This window comes from Amycolatopsis thermophila (genome assembly GCF_030814215.1).
Taxonomy (GTDB): Bacteria; Actinomycetota; Actinomycetes; order Mycobacteriales; family Pseudonocardiaceae; genus Amycolatopsis_E; species Amycolatopsis_E thermophila.
In genome coordinates this window covers 3,201,856-3,219,281 of the sequence record NZ_JAUSUT010000001.1, presented here as the reverse complement: position 1 = coordinate 3,219,281, position 17,426 = coordinate 3,201,856, and the positions used below count along the sequence as shown (strand labels likewise).

General features: G+C 71.4%; 16 protein-coding genes and 1 pseudogene. 10 read left to right on the top strand and 7 right to left on the bottom strand.

Features of this window, described 5'->3' with window-relative positions:
• Positions 1-178: 178 nt before the first annotated feature.
• Positions 179-1,489 (bottom strand): amidase, encoded by a 1,311-nt coding sequence (locus FB470_RS16000; RefSeq protein ID WP_306992381.1) that lies wholly within the window; start codon positions 1,487-1,489, stop codon positions 179-181.
• A 745-nt stretch (positions 1,490-2,234) separates the two neighbouring features.
• Here FB470_RS16000 and FB470_RS15995 point away from each other — a divergent pair.
• The 5 genes and pseudogenes from FB470_RS15995 to FB470_RS15975 form a co-directional block, all read left to right on the top strand.
• The gene (locus FB470_RS15995) at positions 2,235-4,640 is read left to right on the top strand and encodes a sensor histidine kinase (protein ID WP_306992379.1); all 2,406 of its coding nucleotides are present in this window, start codon (positions 2,235-2,237) and stop codon (positions 4,638-4,640) included.
• Complete coding sequence (locus FB470_RS15990; RefSeq protein WP_306992377.1) at positions 4,640-5,050, top strand: roadblock/LC7 domain-containing protein; 411 nt, start codon at positions 4,640-4,642, stop codon at positions 5,048-5,050. Before FB470_RS15995 ends, FB470_RS15990 begins: the two co-directional genes overlap by 1 nt.
• A gap of 2 nt (positions 5,051-5,052) precedes the next feature.
• Positions 5,053-5,427 carry a DUF742 domain-containing protein gene (locus FB470_RS15985; RefSeq protein ID WP_306999299.1) on the top strand — a complete coding sequence of 125 codons (375 nt, stop codon included), beginning with the start codon at positions 5,053-5,055 and terminating at the stop codon, positions 5,425-5,427.
• Positions 5,408-5,998, top strand: coding sequence for a GTP-binding protein (locus tag FB470_RS15980; protein WP_306992375.1), 591 nt, complete (start codon positions 5,408-5,410; stop codon positions 5,996-5,998). Before FB470_RS15985 ends, FB470_RS15980 begins: the two co-directional genes overlap by 20 nt.
• Before the next feature lie 156 nt (positions 5,999-6,154).
• A pseudogene (locus tag FB470_RS15975) lies at positions 6,155-6,253 on the top strand (transposase); the annotation flags it as partial.
• Between the two features lie 110 nt (positions 6,254-6,363).
• On the opposite strand, the gene FB470_RS15970 reads toward FB470_RS15975, so the two are convergent.
• Positions 6,364-7,389, bottom strand: coding sequence for a polysaccharide deacetylase family protein (locus FB470_RS15970; protein ID WP_306992372.1), 1,026 nt, complete (start codon positions 7,387-7,389; stop codon positions 6,364-6,366).
• A 125-nt stretch (positions 7,390-7,514) separates the two neighbouring features.
• Between FB470_RS15970 and FB470_RS15965 the strand changes: the two genes are divergently transcribed.
• A complete protein-coding gene (locus tag FB470_RS15965) occupies positions 7,515-9,092 on the top strand; it encodes a putative glycoside hydrolase (protein ID WP_306992370.1) in 1,578 nt (525 codons plus the stop codon).
• Positions 9,093-9,275: 183 nt separating this feature from the next.
• On the opposite strand, the gene hypB is transcribed toward FB470_RS15965, so the two are convergent.
• The 3 genes from hypB to FB470_RS15950 form a co-directional block, all read right to left on the bottom strand.
• Entirely contained in the window at positions 9,276-9,980 is a 705-nt protein-coding gene (gene hypB, locus FB470_RS15960; RefSeq protein WP_306992368.1) for a hydrogenase nickel incorporation protein HypB, read from the bottom strand.
• Positions 9,981-10,081: 101 nt separating this feature from the next.
• Positions 10,082-10,765 (bottom strand): D-sedoheptulose-7-phosphate isomerase, encoded by a 684-nt coding sequence (locus FB470_RS15955; RefSeq protein WP_306999297.1) that lies wholly within the window; start codon positions 10,763-10,765, stop codon positions 10,082-10,084.
• Between the two features lie 5 nt (positions 10,766-10,770).
• Positions 10,771-11,394, bottom strand: coding sequence for a D-sedoheptulose-7-phosphate isomerase (locus FB470_RS15950; protein ID WP_306992367.1), 624 nt, complete (start codon positions 11,392-11,394; stop codon positions 10,771-10,773).
• Between the two features lie 217 nt (positions 11,395-11,611).
• On the opposite strand from FB470_RS15950, the gene FB470_RS15945 reads away from it, so the two are divergent.
• The 3 genes from FB470_RS15945 (at position 11,612) to FB470_RS15935 (ending at position 14,240) form a co-directional block, all read left to right on the top strand.
• Positions 11,612-12,280 (top strand): ANTAR domain-containing response regulator, encoded by a 669-nt coding sequence (locus tag FB470_RS15945; protein WP_306992366.1) that lies wholly within the window; start codon positions 11,612-11,614, stop codon positions 12,278-12,280.
• A gap of 142 nt (positions 12,281-12,422) precedes the next feature.
• Positions 12,423-12,752 carry a hypothetical protein gene (locus FB470_RS15940; RefSeq protein WP_306992364.1) on the top strand — a complete coding sequence of 110 codons (330 nt, stop codon included), beginning with the start codon at positions 12,423-12,425 and terminating at the stop codon, positions 12,750-12,752.
• A gap of 276 nt (positions 12,753-13,028) precedes the next feature.
• On the top strand, positions 13,029-14,240 hold the full coding sequence (locus FB470_RS15935) for an NAD(P)/FAD-dependent oxidoreductase (RefSeq protein WP_306992362.1): 1,212 nt from the start codon (positions 13,029-13,031) through the stop codon (positions 14,238-14,240).
• Positions 14,241-15,169: 929 nt separating this feature from the next.
• On the opposite strand, the gene FB470_RS15930 is transcribed toward FB470_RS15935, so the two are convergent.
• Positions 15,170-15,757 carry a TetR/AcrR family transcriptional regulator gene (locus FB470_RS15930; RefSeq protein ID WP_306992359.1) on the bottom strand — a complete coding sequence of 196 codons (588 nt, stop codon included), beginning with the start codon at positions 15,755-15,757 and terminating at the stop codon, positions 15,170-15,172.
• Between the two features lie 77 nt (positions 15,758-15,834).
• Here FB470_RS15930 and FB470_RS15925 point away from each other — a divergent pair, with 77 nt between their 5' ends.
• Positions 15,835-16,557, top strand: coding sequence for an SDR family oxidoreductase (locus tag FB470_RS15925; RefSeq protein ID WP_306992357.1), 723 nt, complete (start codon positions 15,835-15,837; stop codon positions 16,555-16,557).
• Between the two features lie 14 nt (positions 16,558-16,571).
• On the opposite strand, the gene FB470_RS15920 is transcribed toward FB470_RS15925, so the two are convergent.
• Positions 16,572-17,411 (bottom strand): hypothetical protein, encoded by an 840-nt coding sequence (locus FB470_RS15920; protein WP_306992355.1) that lies wholly within the window; start codon positions 17,409-17,411, stop codon positions 16,572-16,574.
• Positions 17,412-17,426: the final 15 nt, after the last annotated feature.

Below are 17,426 nucleotides of genomic sequence, written 5' to 3'. Positions count from 1 at the left end.
CCACCCGCGCTCATCGGCCGATGCGACGCCGCCCGCGCTCGCCAACCGCTGTGACGGCGGGCGCCACGTTCGCCGGCCGATGCGACCCCGCCCGCACTCACCGGCCGATGCGACCCCGCCCGCGCTCGCCGGCCGATGTCACGGCCAGCGCCACCAACGCCACATCGGCGGGTCTCAGCTACGGCAGGCGTGGCCAGGGGTTCAGCGCCTCCAGCTGCGCGGCCAGCGCCAGCAGCCGCGCTTCGCCGCCGGGGCGGCTGACCAGCTGGACCCCGATCGGTAGCCCGTTGGGATGACGTCCGGCCGGGACGGACATCGCCGGGTAGCCGGCCAGGTTCCACAGTCCCGTGAAGCCCGCCAGCGCGATCGAGGGCAGCGCGTTGGCGGCGCAGGACCGCGTGTGCCACGCCGCGGCCTTCGGCGGCAACGTGGCCAGCGTCGGGGTGATCAGGACGTCGTGCGCGGTGAAGAACTCCGCCGCCCGCTCGATCCACCGCCGCGCGGTTCCGGGCCGCACCAGCTTTCGCACGGCCCGCCCGATCCGCACGTGCCGCTGCGTCCGCGCCTGCAACAGGCTCTCGTCCAGCCCCGCCGCCTCCTCGGCAGGCCCGGCGAACCAGCGCTCCAGGATCCCGGCCACCGGCTCGACGCCGTAACGCGGCCGCGCCCGCTCCACGGCGTGCCCCGCCCCGGCCAGCAGGTCCGCGACCCGTTCCACCGCCGCCGTCAGGGGCCGGGGCACCGGCGCGTGCGTCAACGGCACCTCCGTCGACACCGCGACCCGCAACCGGCCCGGCTCGCCGACCGTCGCCAGGTCCGGCCGCCCGGCCAGCACCGACAACACCAACGCGGCGTCGGCGACCGTCGTCGCCAGGCTGCCGTGCGCGGACATCCCGAACCAGCCGTCCTCGGGCAGCACGTCGGCCCCCGGCTTGATCCCGACCAGCCCGCACATCGCCGCCGGGAGGCGGATCGAGCCCAGCCCGTCCGTGCCGTGCGCGACCGGCACCAGCCCGGCCGCCACCGCCGCTGCGCTCCCGCCCGACGAACCGCCCGCCGTGTACGCCGGAACCCACGGGTTGCGTGCGATACCCTCCGGGGAATCCGTCATCGGCCAGATGCACAGCTCCGGCACGCGCGTGATCCCGACGATCACCGCACCGGCTTCGCGCAGCCGCCGCACCACGAGGTGGTCTGAACCAGCGGTCGCAGCCGGCACCGCGCGCGATCCGCGCGTCACCGTCTCGCCGGCGATCGCCGCCACGTCCTTCACCGCGACCGGCGCGCCGGCCAGCGGCAGCTCGCCGAGATCGGGCCGTTCGCGCACCCGGCGGGCCTCGGCCACCGCCTCCGCCGCACGCACTTTCCGGAACGCACCGACGACGCGATCCGCGGCCGCAATGCCCGCGATCACCAGTTCCGTCTCCCGTTCCGGATCCACTTCCCCGGCCCGCACGGCCCGGGCCAGCTCCGTCGCAGTCGCCACCATGTGCGAACCCTATCGCCACGGCCGTTTCCGCGTATTTTCCGGAAAACGCACCGGTCGTGAAGGAGAAACAGCGGGCCCCTCGTGACGCGGTGGTCACCCGTAGTGCCCGAAGGCCAGGGAACCACACCGGGGCAATGTCGGATATGTCACGCTCGTCGGGACACCGTTCGCGCACGACCGGTACACCCACCGTGAGAACCGCTGATCAGCCGTACTCTCCGATGTGGACCGAACCTGCCACGGCCCGGCTCAACCCGCCGTGGACCCGTTGCGCGGCCGCTAGAATCTCGTTCGGTACCCCGATCCCTCATCGATAAAGGTGGGACAGATCACAAGATTAAGGAGTGCAGCGCGGTCCGTTGCGACCATTCGGAGCAGCCGACCGGACCGACCGGCGGAATAGCTTCCGCGGATTGCTTCGGCATTCCCCGGGGGCCGCACCGATCTGCTCGACCCCGGCGCAGGGGGCGTAACGAGATCATATAGCGCGGCGACAATATCGGCGCGGTGCGAAAGTCCCCGGCTCCTCGCCGAGGAGGACGGCCGGTACGACAGAACGTGAAGTTGACTCACACTTGTTCGGGCTGGTTCACTCTCCCGGTCGCAGAGCCCCGGCGGGTTTCTGCGCGAAGCGTCAACTCGGGTCCGGGGGCCGAGACCATTACATCGAGTTGCGGGAAGGCTCTCCAGAGCGTTGAAAAAGGCATTCGGAACACGTAGGCGGCGTGCTTCGATCCGGTCGAGGGTGCTCGCGATCGCGATCGTGCCCAGCGTCGCCCTCCTGCTCGCGGGCGTCGCGCTCGCGGGCTACCTGGTCACGCAAGCCGTGGAAGCCCGCACGTTCGCGACCAAGGTCCACGACTCGGCCGAGCCGGGCGCACTCTTCTTCGGTGCCGTGCGCGCCGAACGCGTGCTGACCCTGCGCACCCTGGCGAGCAACGCCGCCCCCGGCGCGGATCTGGTGCAGGCGCGCGGCAAGACCGACGCCACCGCCGCGCGGATGGCGTCGGTGCTGCAGGACATGATCGACGACGCGCCGGAATCGGTGCGCCAGAGCATCGCCAACACCAGTGCGAACTTCGCGCAGCTGCCCGGACTCCGGCAGCGCGTGGACAGCAAGCAGGTCTCCGCGCTCGAGGCCTACGCCTTCTACAACCGCATCATCGACGAGTTCGCCAACGGCCTGAACGCCGTCGCGGAGGGCGCACCGGACGCGCAGACCGCGTTCCTCCGCGTCACCGCGATGCCGCTGTTCACCGCCGCCGACGCGATGTCCCGCGGTGACGCCCTCGCGGCGGCCGGTGTCGCCGGCCGCGGGCTCACCGAGGAGGAGTTCCGCACCTACATCGCGCAGGTCGGCGCCTACCACGCCGAGCTCGAAGTCGCGGCGCCGCAAATGATCCCGTCGGTCCGGGCCAAGTACGACGCGCTCGTGAACAGCCCGGCGTGGGACACCCTGAGCACGGTTGAAAACGCTTTCCTGCGCGGCAACCAGAACGCGCTCCCGGTGCCCGAGGCGCAATGGCGCGATGCCGCGACCCAGGTCGGCAACGCCCTGATGGGCCTCTACATCGAGCAGAGCTCGAACGCGACCACCATCGGCCTGGACAACGGTGACCGCACCCTGGTCACCTCGATCATCGCCGGTGCGGCCGCGCTGATCGTGTCGTTCGCGGTGTTCTTCGTGGCGTGGCGGTTGTCCAACCGGCTGGTCCGGCGCCTCGTTCGGCTGCGCGAGGAGACCCTGGAGGCGGCCGAGACGCAGCTGCCCGACCTGGTCGGCCGGGTGCGCTCCGGGGAGGCCGTCGACCTCGACACCGAGGTCGCGCTCCTGGACCACGGCGAGGACGAGATCGGCCAGGTCGCCGACGCGTTCAACAAGGCTCAGCAGACCGCCATCGCGGCCGCCGTGGACGAGGCCAAGACCCGTGAGGGCACCAAGAAGGTGTTCCTCAACATCGCCCACCGCAGCCAGGTGCTGGTGCACCGGCAGCTCAAGGCACTGGACGAGGCCGAGCGCAAGCAGGAGGACCCGGACCAGCTGGACATGCTGTTCCGCCTGGACCACCTGTCCACCCGAGCCCGCCGCAACGCCGAGAACCTGATCATCCTCGGCGGCGAGCGCCCGGGACGGCAGTGGCGCAACCCGGTCGCGCTGGCCGACCTGGTCCGCGGCGCCACCGGGGAGACCGAGGACTACGCCCGCGTCACCGTCGGCAAGCTGCCGAACGTCGCGATCGCCGGCCCCGTCGTCGCCGACCTGGTCCACCTGCTGGCCGAGCTGCTCGACAACGCCACGTCGTTCTCCCCGCCGAACTCACGGGTCGAGGTGTTCGGTGACGTCGTCGGCAAGGGCGTGGTCATCGAGATCGAGGACCAGGGCCTCGGGATCGAGCCGGAGCAGGCCGAAGAGCTCAACGCCATGCTGCACGAGCCGCCGGACTTCAGCGTCATGGCGCTGTCCGCGGAGCCGCGCCTGGGGCTGTTCGTGGTCGCGCGGCTGGCGGCCCGGCACGGTATTTCGGTGACGCTGCGGGATTCCGCCTACGGCGGCACGCGCGCGATCGTGCTGGTCCGGTCCGAGCTGCTGGCCCCGGTCCCGCAATCGGAGGACGCCCCGCAGGCGGAGGAGACGCTGGTGCCCGCCCAGAGCGTGCCCGCGCACCGCTGGCCCGAGGAGGACGACGCCCCGCCGGAACCGCCCGCCACGAACGGGCAGCACGAAGAGGCGCCGCCACGCGTGGACCTGTTCCGGCCGACCGTGCCGGTCGCCGCGCCGGAACCGCCCCCGCAGCAGCACACCCCGCCGTCGCGCCCGTCGGTGCCGGCGCGGGCGCCCCTGGACTCCCGGCCACCGCTGGACACGCGCGTGCCGATCGACACGCGGCCGCCGCAGGCCCGGCCGCAGCACGCCGGCCCCATCTCGGCCGACCGGCCGCCGCTGCCGCGGCGCCGGAAGCAGCAGAACCTGGCCCCGCAGTTGAGGAAGGAAGAACAGACCGCGACGTTCAGCACCGCCACCGACCACAACCCCGTGCCGGCGGACAGCCCGGAGCAGGCGCGCAGCCGGCTCTCGGCCTTCCAGCAGGGCACTCGCCGCGCTCGTGAACAGGATCCGAGCACCACCGACATTCTGGGAGAGCACACGTGATGCCGAACGCGGGAATCAACGAGCTGGACTGGCTCCTCGACGACCTCCTGCAACAGGTCGTCGGCGCGGACCGGGCCGTGGTCCTGTCCGCCGACGGTCTGCTGATCGGCCGGTCCACCAACTTGTCCGAAGAGGACGGTGAGCACCTGTCCGCGGTCGCGTCGGCGTTCCAGAGCCTCGCCAAGGGCACCGGGCGCCACTTCGGCGGCGGCGCGGTCCGCCAGACCGTGGTCGAGATGGAGCACGCGTTCCTGTTCGTCACCACGGCCGGGCACGGCGCCTGCCTCGCGCTGCTGACCGCCGAGGACGTCGACATGGGCCTGGTCGCGTACGCGATGAACATGATGGTGAAACGGGTCGGTGCCGCGCTCAGCGCCGCGCCACGGGTTGAGCAGCAAACCGCGCCATGATGATGATCCCGCGGGACGAGGACACGTGGTTCGATGACGCGGCCGGCCCGATAGCCCGGCCGTACACGATCACGGGCGGCCGTACCCACGCCGGCAACATCGACCTGCAGCTGCTGTCGCTGGTGGTCGCCCTGCCCGGACCGGCCGAAGCGGCCACGATGGCGCCCGAGTACGCGCGCATCGTGCGGCTGTGCCAGCGGCCGCTGTCGGTCGCCGAGGTCGCGGCCCACCTCGACCTGCCGGTGCCGATCGTGAAGGTCCTGCTCGCCGACCTCATCGAACGCGGGCACGTGATCTACCGGACGTCCCAGCCCCTGTCCGACACCCCCGAACAACACGTACTCCAGGCGGTTCTCGATGGCATTCGCAGGCTCTGAGCCCCGGCGGAACGTCTCCGCCACCGTGGTGAAGCTGCTGATCGCAGGCGGTTTCGGGGTCGGCAAGACCACCATGGTCGGCTCGGTGAGCGAGATCTCCCCGCTGCGGACGGAGGAATCGATCACCCAGGCCTCGGCCGGGATCGACGACCTGACCGGCGTGGAGAGCAAGACCACCACCACGGTGGCGCTGGACTTCGGCCGCATCACGATCAACCCCGAACTCATCCTGTACCTGTTCGGCACGCCGGGGCAGGACCGGTTCTGGTTCATGTGGGACGAGCTCGCGCAGGGTGCGTTGGGCGCCGTCGTGCTGGCCGACACGCGCCGGCTGGAGAGCTGTTTCCCCGCCGTGGACTTCTTCGAGCGCCGCGGCCTGCCGTTCGTGGTCGGGGTCAACTGCTTCGACAACGCCTACCGCTACGGCACCGAAGAGGTGCGCGCGGCGCTCGAACTGGACGAGTCGGTGCCGATCCTGCTGTGTGACGCGCGGGACCGCGAGTCCACGAAGCAGGTGCTCGTGATCCTGATGCAGCACGTCATGCACAACGCGGCGCTGGCCCGCCGCTGACCGCATCGGGCTGTCCGTCACCAACGGCCGGAGCGCCGAAGAGGTTGTCGCACCTGGGCTTCCGCTGGAGCCGGACGCCGGCACCGCGCTGCGTGCGCGCCACACGGCGCGACTGTCCGAACTGGAGCCCCGGAACGGCGGAAACCGGCTCCGTCGGGTGTGAGGGGCCGTCCGCGGGTTGATGTCCGCCGGGTGATCAACGGGATGTTGTTCAAGGCCAGAACGGGGGTGGCGTGGCGGGACCTGCCCGAGCGTTAGGGGCCGTGGAAGACGGGCCCGGGCATCCGGCAACCAGGCCGCGACGGGTGATCGCCGACCGGCATGATCGACCTGGCCACCCGCCCATCTGGCTTTGAGGACAGGCCCTAGTACGGGTTCTCCTGACCACGGAACTTCGCGGCCACCTCGTCCGAGTCGGCCTTTGGGTAGGAGATGCGGGCCGGGTCGCCGTCAGAGGTGTAGAGGCTGTTGCCGTGCGCGAGCTTGTCCAGCCACGCCGACGACCCGTACTCGGCCTCGTCGCCGTCCGCGCCCTGCGACCGGATGCGCGGGATGTTCAGCGGGTCGAAGTCCGTGGTGAACGGTGACGCGGACGGGTTCGAGCCGACCAGGAACGCGCCCTGGTAGTCGTAGCCGTCGCCGTGCAACGCCAGCTCCGGCGGACGCGGGTGGATGCCGAACGGCAGCGCGATGGTCGCCGGGTTCGCCTGAGGCGCGGCGCGCCGGATCAGGGCGTCCAGGTCGGCGATCTCGGTGTGCGTCGTGCCTTCGTCGGCCTCCCGCAGGTTCGCGTGGGTCATCGTGTGGTTGCCGACGTCGAACCCGTGGGCGAGCAGCCACGGGATCGTGCGTGTGCCGCCGGGGTCGCCGAACGGCTCGGCGTTGACGTAGAACGTGGCCGCCGGGCGGAACGACGGGTGGCTGCGGGCGACGTCGAGCATGATCGCGACCGCGGTCCCCGGCGCCGGGTTGCCGTCCGGTCCGAGCGCGAACTGGCTCGGGTCGCCGTCGTCGAAGGTGATCACCACCGGGTGCTTGCCCGCGGGCACGTCGAGACGGCCCGCGGTGAAGTCGGCGGCCGGCACCGGGACGTAGCCCTCCCGGTCGAGCCGCTCCAGCTCGGCCCGGAAGTCGTCCGGGGTGCGGTCGTACACCGACTCCGGCTCGGCCACGATGCGGTGGTACATGAGCACGGGGACGTGGCCCAGCTCGTTCGCCCGGACCGCGGCCGGATCGGCCGGCGCGGCGGGCGCGTCCGGTGAGCGCAGCGGGGCGAAGGCGGCCCACTCCCGCGCGCCGTCGCGTTGCTCGTGCGGCTGGCCGGTCACGACCGTCGTGCATCCCGTGGCCAGGAACAGGACCGCGACGAGGGAAGCCAGTTTGGGTGTCACGCCTTCCAACGTGCGCCGTCCGTAGCGCGGAGGCAACGGGGTGTAACCCGAAGGGATGGAATCCCGCATGACCCGATCGAACCGGGGAATGTGCCTCCTGCTCGGCACCGGCACGGGAGGGGTACATGGGCAGGCACCACACGCGCTCGGAGAACTCGGTCCTCGTCCTCGTCGTGATCGTCGCGACCATCGCCGTCGCCCTCGCCCCGGTGGTGGTGGGGTCGCTGCCGTTCGGGCTCGCCATCCAGGGGCTCGGGGACAAGGTGACCACGAACGCGGAGTCCCTGCGCGACATCCGGGTGACGGCGGCGCGCGACAGCGACCTCGACCGGGTGGCGGTCACCCTGGACGACCAGCCGGTGGCCACCAAGCGTGACGGCGGACGTCTGGTCCTCCCGCCGCTGAAGATCGACGACGGCCAGCACACGCTCGTCGCCCGGCTGCCGAACGAGGTTCCGGGACTGCCGGACGCCGAGGTGACCCGCACGTTCAGCGTGGACAACACCGCTCCCGAGCTGTCGTTCCAGCCCGTCGAGATCAACGACCCGCGCAAGCCGGTGACGCTGCGCGGCACGGCCAAGGGCGCCGACAAGGTCACGGTGCAGGGCGAAGAGGTGAAGGTCAACGAGTTCGGCAACTTCACCGCCACCGTCCCGACCCCGCCGGCGAAGATCGAGATCGGCGCGCAGGACGCGGCGGGCAACCGCGCGGCCGGGCGGGTGCCGGTGCTGGCCCGGCACCCCGGCATGCGCGGCGTGCACATGACCGCGCAGGCGTGGACGGCGCCGGCGTTGCGCGACCCGGTGCTGCAGATGGCGCGGGACGGGCTGATCGACACGATCGAGCTGGACATCAAGGACGAGAGCGGCGAGGTCGGGTACGCCTCGCAGGTGCCGCTCGCGCGGGAGATCGGCGCCTCGAAGAACTACTACGACCTGCACGGGGTCGTCGAGCAGCTGCACAAGGAGGGCATCCGGGTCGTCGGGCGGCTGGTGGCGTTCCGGGACCCGATCCTGGCGCGGGCCTCGTGGGAGTCCGGCAAGCGCGACCGGGTCGTGCAGAGCGCCGACGGCCAGCCGTGGGCCAGCGGGTACGGCGAGTACGCGTTCACGAACTTCGCCAACCGTGAGGTGCGCGAGTACAACATCGCGCTGGCGGCCGAGGCCGCGCGGGCCGGGTTCGACGACGTCCTCTACGACTACGTCCGGCGGCCCGAAGGACCCATCGAGCAGCTGCGGTTCCCCGGCCTGCAGGGCACGCCGGAGGACGCCGTCGCGGACTTCTTGGACGAGAGCCGCAACGCGGTGCGGGCGGAGGGCGCGTTCGTCGGCGCTTCGGTGTTCGGGATAGCGGTCAACCGGCCGACGCAGATCGGGCAGGACATCGCCAAGATGGCCCGCCGCGTGGACTACATCGCGCCGATGATCTACCCGTCGCACTGGGGCGCGGGCGAGTACGGGGTGGCCGACCCGGAATCCGAGCCGCACGACATCACACAACGGTCGCTGGCCGCGTTCGCCCAGCAGGCGGCCGGCACGCAGGCGGTGATCATCCCGTGGATCCAGGCGTTCAGCATGAAGGTCCACTATGGACCGGAGCAGATCCGCGCCCAGCTCGACGGGGCGCGCGAGAACGGGATGGACTCGTTCCTCCTGTGGAACGCGGCGTGCAAGTACGACGCGGCGGACCTCGCGACACCGTGATCCGCCGGCCCGCGCGAGCGAACTGAGCCGACTGTGCGAAGTGGACGATACCGCGCCGCTCACCGATCGCAGGCGGCCCGTCGTCCTGCTACCGCGGACTCCGCGCGTCCCCCGCCCTGACCACCGGGCGGGCCGGCGATCGCCGTGCGCCGGACCTCCACGCTGTCCGTGCTCATCACCACCTCATCCCGCGCGCTCGCGCAGCCACCCGAACCAGTCCGCCAGCCCGGTCCCGCGCGTCGCCGACACCCGCAGGACCTCCACGCCGGGGTTGATCTTCCGGGCGTTCTCGTCGAACAGTTCCACGTCGAAGTCCAGGTACGGCAGCAGGTCGATCTTGTTGAGCACCACCAGGTCCGCGGCGGCGAACATGCGCGGGTACTTCAGCGGTTCGTCCTGCCCCTCCGTGACGGACAGGACCACCACCCGGCAGGACTCGCCGAGGTCGAACAGCGCCGGGCACACCAGGTTGCCGACGTTCTCGATGAACAGCACCGAACCGCGTTCGGGTTCGAGCGTGCGCAGCGCCCGGTCCACCATCGCCGCGTCGAGGTGGCACCCGGTCCCGGTGTTGATCTGCACCACCGGCGCGCCCGCCGCCTTGATCCGTTCGGCGTCCAGCAACGTCTCCTGGTCGCCCTCGATCGCCGTGACCGGCAGGCCGGACTCCCGCGCCGTCCGTTCGAGCAGCGTGGTCTTGCCCGAGCCCGGCGAGCTCATCAGGTTGACGGCCAGCACGCCCTGGTAGCGCAGCCAGGCGCGGTTCTCCTCGGCCAGAACGTCGTTCTCGGCCAGCGCGTCCGGTTCCCGCGCCACCCGGTGCCCGTGGCCGTGACCCGGTTCCGTGACGACGGCAGCGGTGTCCGAACACCCGCACGTTTGACACACCTGACCCACCTCCACCAACTTGATCCTCATCCCGCCGGTCCGGCGCGACCCGACTCGATGCTCGGCTGGGTGGCGGTGGACACGGCTGATCACCCGGCAGCTCAGTGGGTGGGGACGTGCGACTGGCCCGCTTCGTGGGCCGGCAGTTCGGCGAGCGTGAGCTCCCACAGCGCGTGGTAGAGCGTCGTCTGCGCTTCCTGGACGCGGTGCACCGACGCCGACGGGACGACGAACAGGTAGTCGATCGAGTCCACTTCGGCCATCCGGCCGCCGTCGTAGCCCGCGATGCCCACGGTCAGCAGGCCGCGGCGGGCGGCTTCGTCGAAGGCGCGCAACAGGTTCGGCGAGTTGCCGCTCGTGGACAGCCCGACCGCGATGTCCCCGGCGCGCCCGAACGCGCCGATCTGGCGGGCGAACACGACGTCGAACCCGATGTCGTCGGACAGGGCCGTGACGACCGCGATGTCGTTGGTGAGCCCGAACGCGGGCAACGGACGCGCGTCCCCGGCCGGGCTCAGGAACAGGCCGGCGAGGTCCTGCGCGTCGGTCGAGCTGACGCCGTTGCCGAAGGCGAGCAGCCGGCCGCCGCGCGCGAAGCGCACGGCCATGTCCCACGCGCACGAGGTCAGCTGGACCCCGTCGCGCTCCAGGACACCGCGGCGCAGGTCGGCGATCTCATTGGCCTTGCGCACGGTCGACTGGCGGACCTCGGCGAGCACGGCGTCCAGATCGGTGCCGTCGGCGTACCGGAGCGGGTACAGCGATTCCATCTCCTCGCCGGCCATGGCGCTCACGTCCCCAGCACGGCGGGGTCGAGCAGACCGGGTTGCTCGAACAACACGTGCACCAGCTCCCACAGGATGTGGTAGGCCGTGACGTGGACCTCCTTGACCACGCGCGGATCGGCGGACCGCGCGAGCAGCAGGTGGTCGACCGCCGGGCTGCGCCCGACCGCGCCGCCGTCCCCGCCGGTGAGCGCGAGGGTCAGCAGGCCGCGCTCGTGCGCGACCTCCAGGCCCCGCAACACGTTCGCGCACTCGCCGTCGGTGGAGATGCCGAGCGCGATGTCCGCCGGATCGGCCAGGACCCGGATCTGGTGGGCGAACACGTCGGACAACCCGGTGCGGTTGGCGACCCCGGTGAGCGTCGCGATGTCGGCGGTGAGCGAGATGGCCGGGAACGCGCGCTTGCCGACGATCACCGGGTGCACGAACTCGACGGCCACGTGCTGGGCGTCGGTGCTGGAACCGCCGTTGCCGAACACGACCAGCTTGCCGCCCCGGTGGAACCGCACCGCCATCGCGTGGCAGGCGTGCGCGACGGCGTCGGCCTGGGCGGCCAGGTCGCGTGCCGGGGCCTCGCGGCGCTCGAAGACGGCGTCGGCAGTGACGAGTGGATCCGCTGACCGCGGCATCGCGGGTCACTTCCCTCGGTGGTGGGCCTGCCAGCCTGATCCACCGTATGACCGTAACGCAGGTCACACAAGTTTCCTCGCCTGTTCGGGCCGCGGTTGACGCTGGTCAAGCACGGTGCAGAGTCGATCAACGACGGCCCGTGATTCACCCGATCAGCGCAGTTCCGCGAACCGGACGGCGGGTACCGCTTTCCCACACAGCCCGGGATGGCGGCCGATGCGCACGGATCTGATCGACACCCTGTTCGAGCTGCTGTCGCGCGAGGCCGAGGACTTCGACGCGACCCGGTTCGCGCAGGACCTCGCCGCGCGCGCGGTCGCCGTCGTCCCGGCACGCGATGCCGGGGTGCTGCTGTCGTACCCGGGCGAGGCGGAAGTGACCGCCGGGACCGGACACGGGAACGCGCTCGTGCGGTTCCAGCTCGAGCACGGAGAGGGACCGGTACCCGAGTGTCTCCACAGTGGATCATCGGGCCACGGCCCGTGGCCGCGGTTTTCCGCTGCCTGCGCGGAAGCCGGTTACTCGGCGGTACACACGGTGCCCATTCAGGCCGTCGGCGATCCGCTGGGCGTGCTGTGCCTGTTCGACGGCGGCGGAAACGCCCACACGAGGGGCCGGATGCTCGCGCACGCGGCGGCGCTTCGCCTGGCGCACCAACGGGATCTGCACCAGCTCGGAGTCCGCCTGCGGCACCTGCAGATCGCACTGGACAGCCGTGTCGTCATCGAGCAGGCGAAAGGCGTGCTGGCGGAACGGCACAAGATCAGTGTGGACAAAGCGTTCGAGGGACTGCGGAGGTTTGCGCGGGACCACAACAAACGCGTCGCCGACCTGGCGCGGGAGATCGTCGAGGGCCGCGACCCGGTGCGCCCGAACGACTTCTGAGAAACAAAGGGTCGTGCTCGCGCGATTTGCCAGTTAGCATCGGGTTCCGCCGTCGCCAGGAGGCAGGCAGACGGCGGACCGAAATCCGCTCCGGACCCCGGCGGTGAACGCTGTAGGAAAGACCATGCGAGGGGAGCACCGGATGACGACCATGTCCCACGACCACCACCTGCAGGCGGACGCCTTCCCGGTCGGGAAACGGCTCATGTACCTCGACCGCGACGACGACGGGCCCGACAAGGTGACCGTGCGCGTGGGCGCCGTGTCCGGTGAGTGCCGGGCCGACGCGGCCGGGGGACTGATGGTGCCCTTGACCGACGCCGACGGCGAGGAGCGTCTGGTGGCGGCCGACGACGTGCTGGGCAGTGGCTCCAGATCCGGCAACCGACACGAAACGGACCGGCCGGCGCGCTGGCGCCACCACCTGTCCCCCACCGGACGGCACCACCGGCGGGACGACCCCGCCGAGTGAGCGCCTGGATGCCCGGAACGGCTGAAACAACCCTGGAGCCGGTCGTTCCGGGCATCCGTTTTCTCACCCGCACGGGTGTTTTCGTGAGGGGCTGATTTCGGGTCGTTCGCGCGCCGAGGGGCGTCTACGTGCTCGCGGACGAGGGGGCCGCGAGCACGTGCCGTTGGTGTTCGGCGCGGCGGCTTCGTCCGATCACGAAGCGTGATCCCGGGGTCTGCCCGCGTCACGCAGAGCAAGGGTTGCTCGCCCGACCCGTCCCGCGACCGCCGCCCTACCATGATCGCAAACGGCGAGCGGAGGGTCGTGGTGGTCGAGCACGTCGTGGTGGTCGGTGCCGGGCTGGGCGGGGTGCGCACGGTCGAGCAGCTGCGCAACCAGGGTTACCGGGGCCGGATCAGCCTGGTGGGCGCGGAGCCGCACGCGCCGTACGACCGGCCGCCGCTGTCGAAGCAGATCCTCACCGGCGCGTGGGCGCCCGAGCGCATCGTGCTGAAGGACGCCGAGGCGCTCGCCGGGCTCGCCGTCGACACCCACTTCGGCGTTCCGGCCGTCGGCCTGACTGCGGGGGCTGTCGAGCTGGCGGACGGGCGGTCGCTGGCCGCGGACGCGATTGTCGTGGCGACCGGTGCGGAGGCGCGTCGGCTGCCTGGCCAGCCGGACGGGGTGCACACGCTGCGCACGCTCGACGACGCGCTGGCGTTGAAGGCCGCTCTGGAGGAGGCGCCGTCGCTGCTGGTCGTGGGTGCCGGGTTCATCGGCGCCGAGGTCGCCAGTGCTGCCCGTGATCGGGGGCTGGCGGTCACGGTGCTGGAGGCGGGGCCGGTGCCGTGCGAGCGGGCGCTCGGCCCGGAGGTCGGCGTGTTGTGCGGGAGGATGCTCACGGAGGCCGGCGTGGACCTTCGGCTCGGGACGACGATGGCCGGTTTCGCCGATGCGCGGACGGTGCGCCTCGCGGGCGGGACGCGGCTCTCGGCGGACGTGGTGCTGGTCGGCGTGGGCGCGGTGCCCCGCGTGGACTGGCTTCGCACCGAACTGGATCTCGACGTCACGAACGGCCTGGCCTGCGATGCGAGTGGCCGGGTGCTGGGTGCGGACGGGGTGTGGGCCGTCGGGGACGTCGCGGCGTGGGACGACGCCGGCCACGGGGGCCGCTTCCGGTACGAACACTGGACGAGCGTGACCGACCAGGCGGCGGTCGTGGCGCGGGACATCCTCGGCGTCGAGGCTCCCGCGCCCGCGGTGCCGTACTTCTGGTCGGACCAGTTCGGGCTGAAGATCCAGATGGCCGGGCGGCCCCAGGTGGCCGACAGCGTGGTGCCGCTGCAGGGCGAGGGCCTGGCGGGTGGTCCGGTGAAGGGGACGGTGGCCGGGTACTTCGCGGGAGACCGATTCGTGGCGGTGGCCGGGTTCGGCGCGGCCAAGCAGGTGGCGCGGCACCGGATGCTGCTGGTGCGGGGCGCCGAGAAGTCCGAGGTGCTGGCGGGCTGAGGTATCGCTGGGCGGGCGGCCTGGGGCTCGCGGGGTCGGCGGCCTGGGGCTCGCGGGGTGGCCCCGGGGTTTTGGCCGGTGGCGGCCCAGGGATTGGCCGGGTGGCGGCCTCGGGTTCGCCGGGCGGCGGCCTGGCGTTCGCGGGGGCGCCCCGGGGTTTCGGCCGGTGGCGGTCTGGGGTTTGGCCGGGCGGCGGCCTCGGGAGTCGCCGGGCGCCGGTGTGGCGTTCGCGGGGGCGCCCCGGGGTTTCGGCCGGTGGCGGTCTGGGGTTTGGCCGGGCGGCGGCCTCGGGAGTCGCCGGGCGCCGGTCTGGCGTTCGCGGGGGCGCCCCGGGGGTTTGGCCGGTGGCGGCCCGGGGATTGGCCGGGCGGCGGGCCGGTGCGACGACGGGGGACCGACCTGGGTTGCGCAGGGTCGCAGCCCGAGGTCTTGCTGCGTGGGGGCCTGAGGTTCCGCCGCGGCCGGCCTGAGATTCCGCGGGTGACGCCTTGGGGTTTGCTCGGGGTGGCGGCCTTTGGGTTTGCCGGTTGGCTGCCTTCGGTTCCCCGCCGTTCGACGCGGGATTCGGCGGGTCGCAGCCCGAGGTCTTGCCGGGTCGCGGCCTGAAGTTCGGCAGGGTGGCGGCGGCTGCCTCCGGATTGGGCCACCCGCGCGCACAAGAGTGCCACTCACCGGGGGATGAACGGACCGTTCACCACCGTCGCGGCGCGGGATCGGGTTCGCTGCCACACGAGAGCGCCGCTCGCGCCGCGATGAACGGACCATTCATCGCCGACGCGCTCGGAACCGGTTCGCTGCGGCGCGAGAGTGCCACTCGCGCGGAGGTGAGCGGACCATTCATCTCGAACCTGATTCGAGACCGGTTCGCTGCCGCACGACAGCGCCACCCGCGCGGGCGTGAACGGACCATTCCACGCTCCGGGTAGCCGCTACGCCCGGATCCCCCGCAGCACGTTCCGCACCAACTCCACCGCGAACTGATCGTTCAGCGGCTCGGCCGGCAGCAACAACCGGTGGTAGCAAGCCCCCCACAGCTGATCCACCACCACCTCGAAATCCACATCACCTCGCAGCTGCCCGCGCGACCGCGCCCGCTCCATCACCTCGACGGCCAGCCGGCGCCGCGGCACCGTGTAGCGCTCCCGCAGCGCGGTCGCCAAGTCCGGGTCCGTCTGGGCCTGCCCGGCGAGCTCGGCGATCACGCGACCGGCGGGCGTCTCGGTCAGCAGGTGCACGAAGGCGCGGACCTGACTGCTCAGGTCGGCCTCGATGTCCCCGGTGTCGGGGAAGGCGAGGGTCGACTCGACAGCGTGGAAGTACCCGTCGAGGGCCAGCGCACCCTTCGACCGCCACCACTTGTAGATCGTCGTCTTGCTCGCACCGGCCTCGAGCGCGACCCTCTCAATGGTGAACGCGGCCATGCCCTCGTCGATCAGCAGCTTGCCGGCCGCGGTGAGGATGTCGTCCCGCACCTCGGCGGCGGGTCGGCGTCCACGGCCGCGTCGTCTCACGTCCACGGCGCCAGCTTGCCATATGGACGCGTCGTTCACAAAGTGCTTTAATGGACTCAGCGTTCATTACCAAGGAGGCAGACATGCGAGTGGCCCTGGTGACAGGTGGTTCGGGCGGGATCGGTAGCGCGGTGGCGGAGCGGCTGGCGGCCGACGGCATGGCGGTGGCCGTGCACTACGCGGGCCGGAAGGCGGCCGCGGACGAGGTGGTCGGCCGGATCGAAGACGCGGGCGGCAAGGCGATCGCGGTGGGCGGTGACGTGGCGGACGAGGCCGCGATGGCCGCCGCGTTCGACGCCGTCGAGGAGGCGTTCGGCGGCGTCGACGTGGTGGTGAACACGGCCGGGATCATGCTGCTGTCGCCGCTGGTCGACCTGAACCTGGACGACCTGGACCGGATGCACCGGACGAACATCCGCGGCACGTTCGTGGTGTCGCAGCAGGCGGCACGGCGGATCCGCGGTGGCGGCGCGATCATCAACTTCTCGACCTCGGTGACGCGGCTGGCGTTCCCCACGTACGCCGCGTACGCCGCCAGCAAGGGCGCCGTGGAGGCGATGACACTGGTGCTGGCGCGCGAGATGCGGGGCCGCGACGTGACCGTGAACGCGGTCGCCCCCGGCCCGACGGCCACCCCGCTGTTCCTGGAAGGCAAAGACCAGGCGACGATCGACCGGCTGGCCGCGCAGTCCCCGCTCGAGCGGCTGGGCACGCCGGAGGACGTCGCCGAGACGGTGGCCTTCCTCGCAGGCCCGGCTCGCTGGGTGAACGGCCAGGTGATCTACACCAACGGCGGCATGGCCTGACCGTTCCACCGGGCTCAGGCCGGTGGCAGGTTGTGTTCGAGGTCGTTGAGAAGCGCCTGGACGGGCCCCCAGCACAGCATCACCGTATCCCCGTCGAAACGGGGCTGCTCGGCCAGTTCCTTGCGTGGATGGATGAAGTTCCTGAAGTCGCGCACCGTGTGGGCGAACGTTGTCGCGTCGAGCTGGACCCAGTCCTTCGCGAAAGCGGTGTCGATCAGAAGTTCCATGGGCGCGAAGTCCGCGGGGAAGCGCCTGCCTGAGCGCCTCTCCGCGGGGATCCGCTGCCGGACGTCGGGAAAGCCGTTCTCCCGCAGATCATCGTCACGCTCGAGGAGGACCGAGAGCAGCAGTCCCTCGATGAACGTTCCGATGCCGATAGTCGCCATCCGGTATGCCCCGTTGGAGAAGCAGATCCTCGTCTCCTCGACCCTGCCCATCAGCACATCGACCGTGGCCGGGTCGTTGATCAGCTTCTCCAGCCTGCCACGCAGATCAGGCGGTTCGGCGAAGGTGGGCGCGGACCCGTCCGTACCCACCTGTCCCACCACCGGCCGGCCGCCGACCAGGGTGACAACAAGCCCTTCCGATTCGAGTTTCGCGTTGACCACGTCCCGGAATTCATTGGCACTGACCACGCCATCGTCGTATTCGACGGGGTCGCACACCCGGCACAGGAGCCGCTCGATCTCGGCAAGGTTCTCCCGTCGCTTTTCGAGTTGCTCCCGGAGCCACGGCACTCGCGGGGAGCCGTCGTAAGCCGGCACGTCCTCCCATTGCGCGTTCCGCATCAGCTCCTCGAGCTCGTAGCCCTTGCGTTCGTAGGGACCACCGATGTCCACAATGATCTTCGCCAAGCGGTCGAGCGTCCG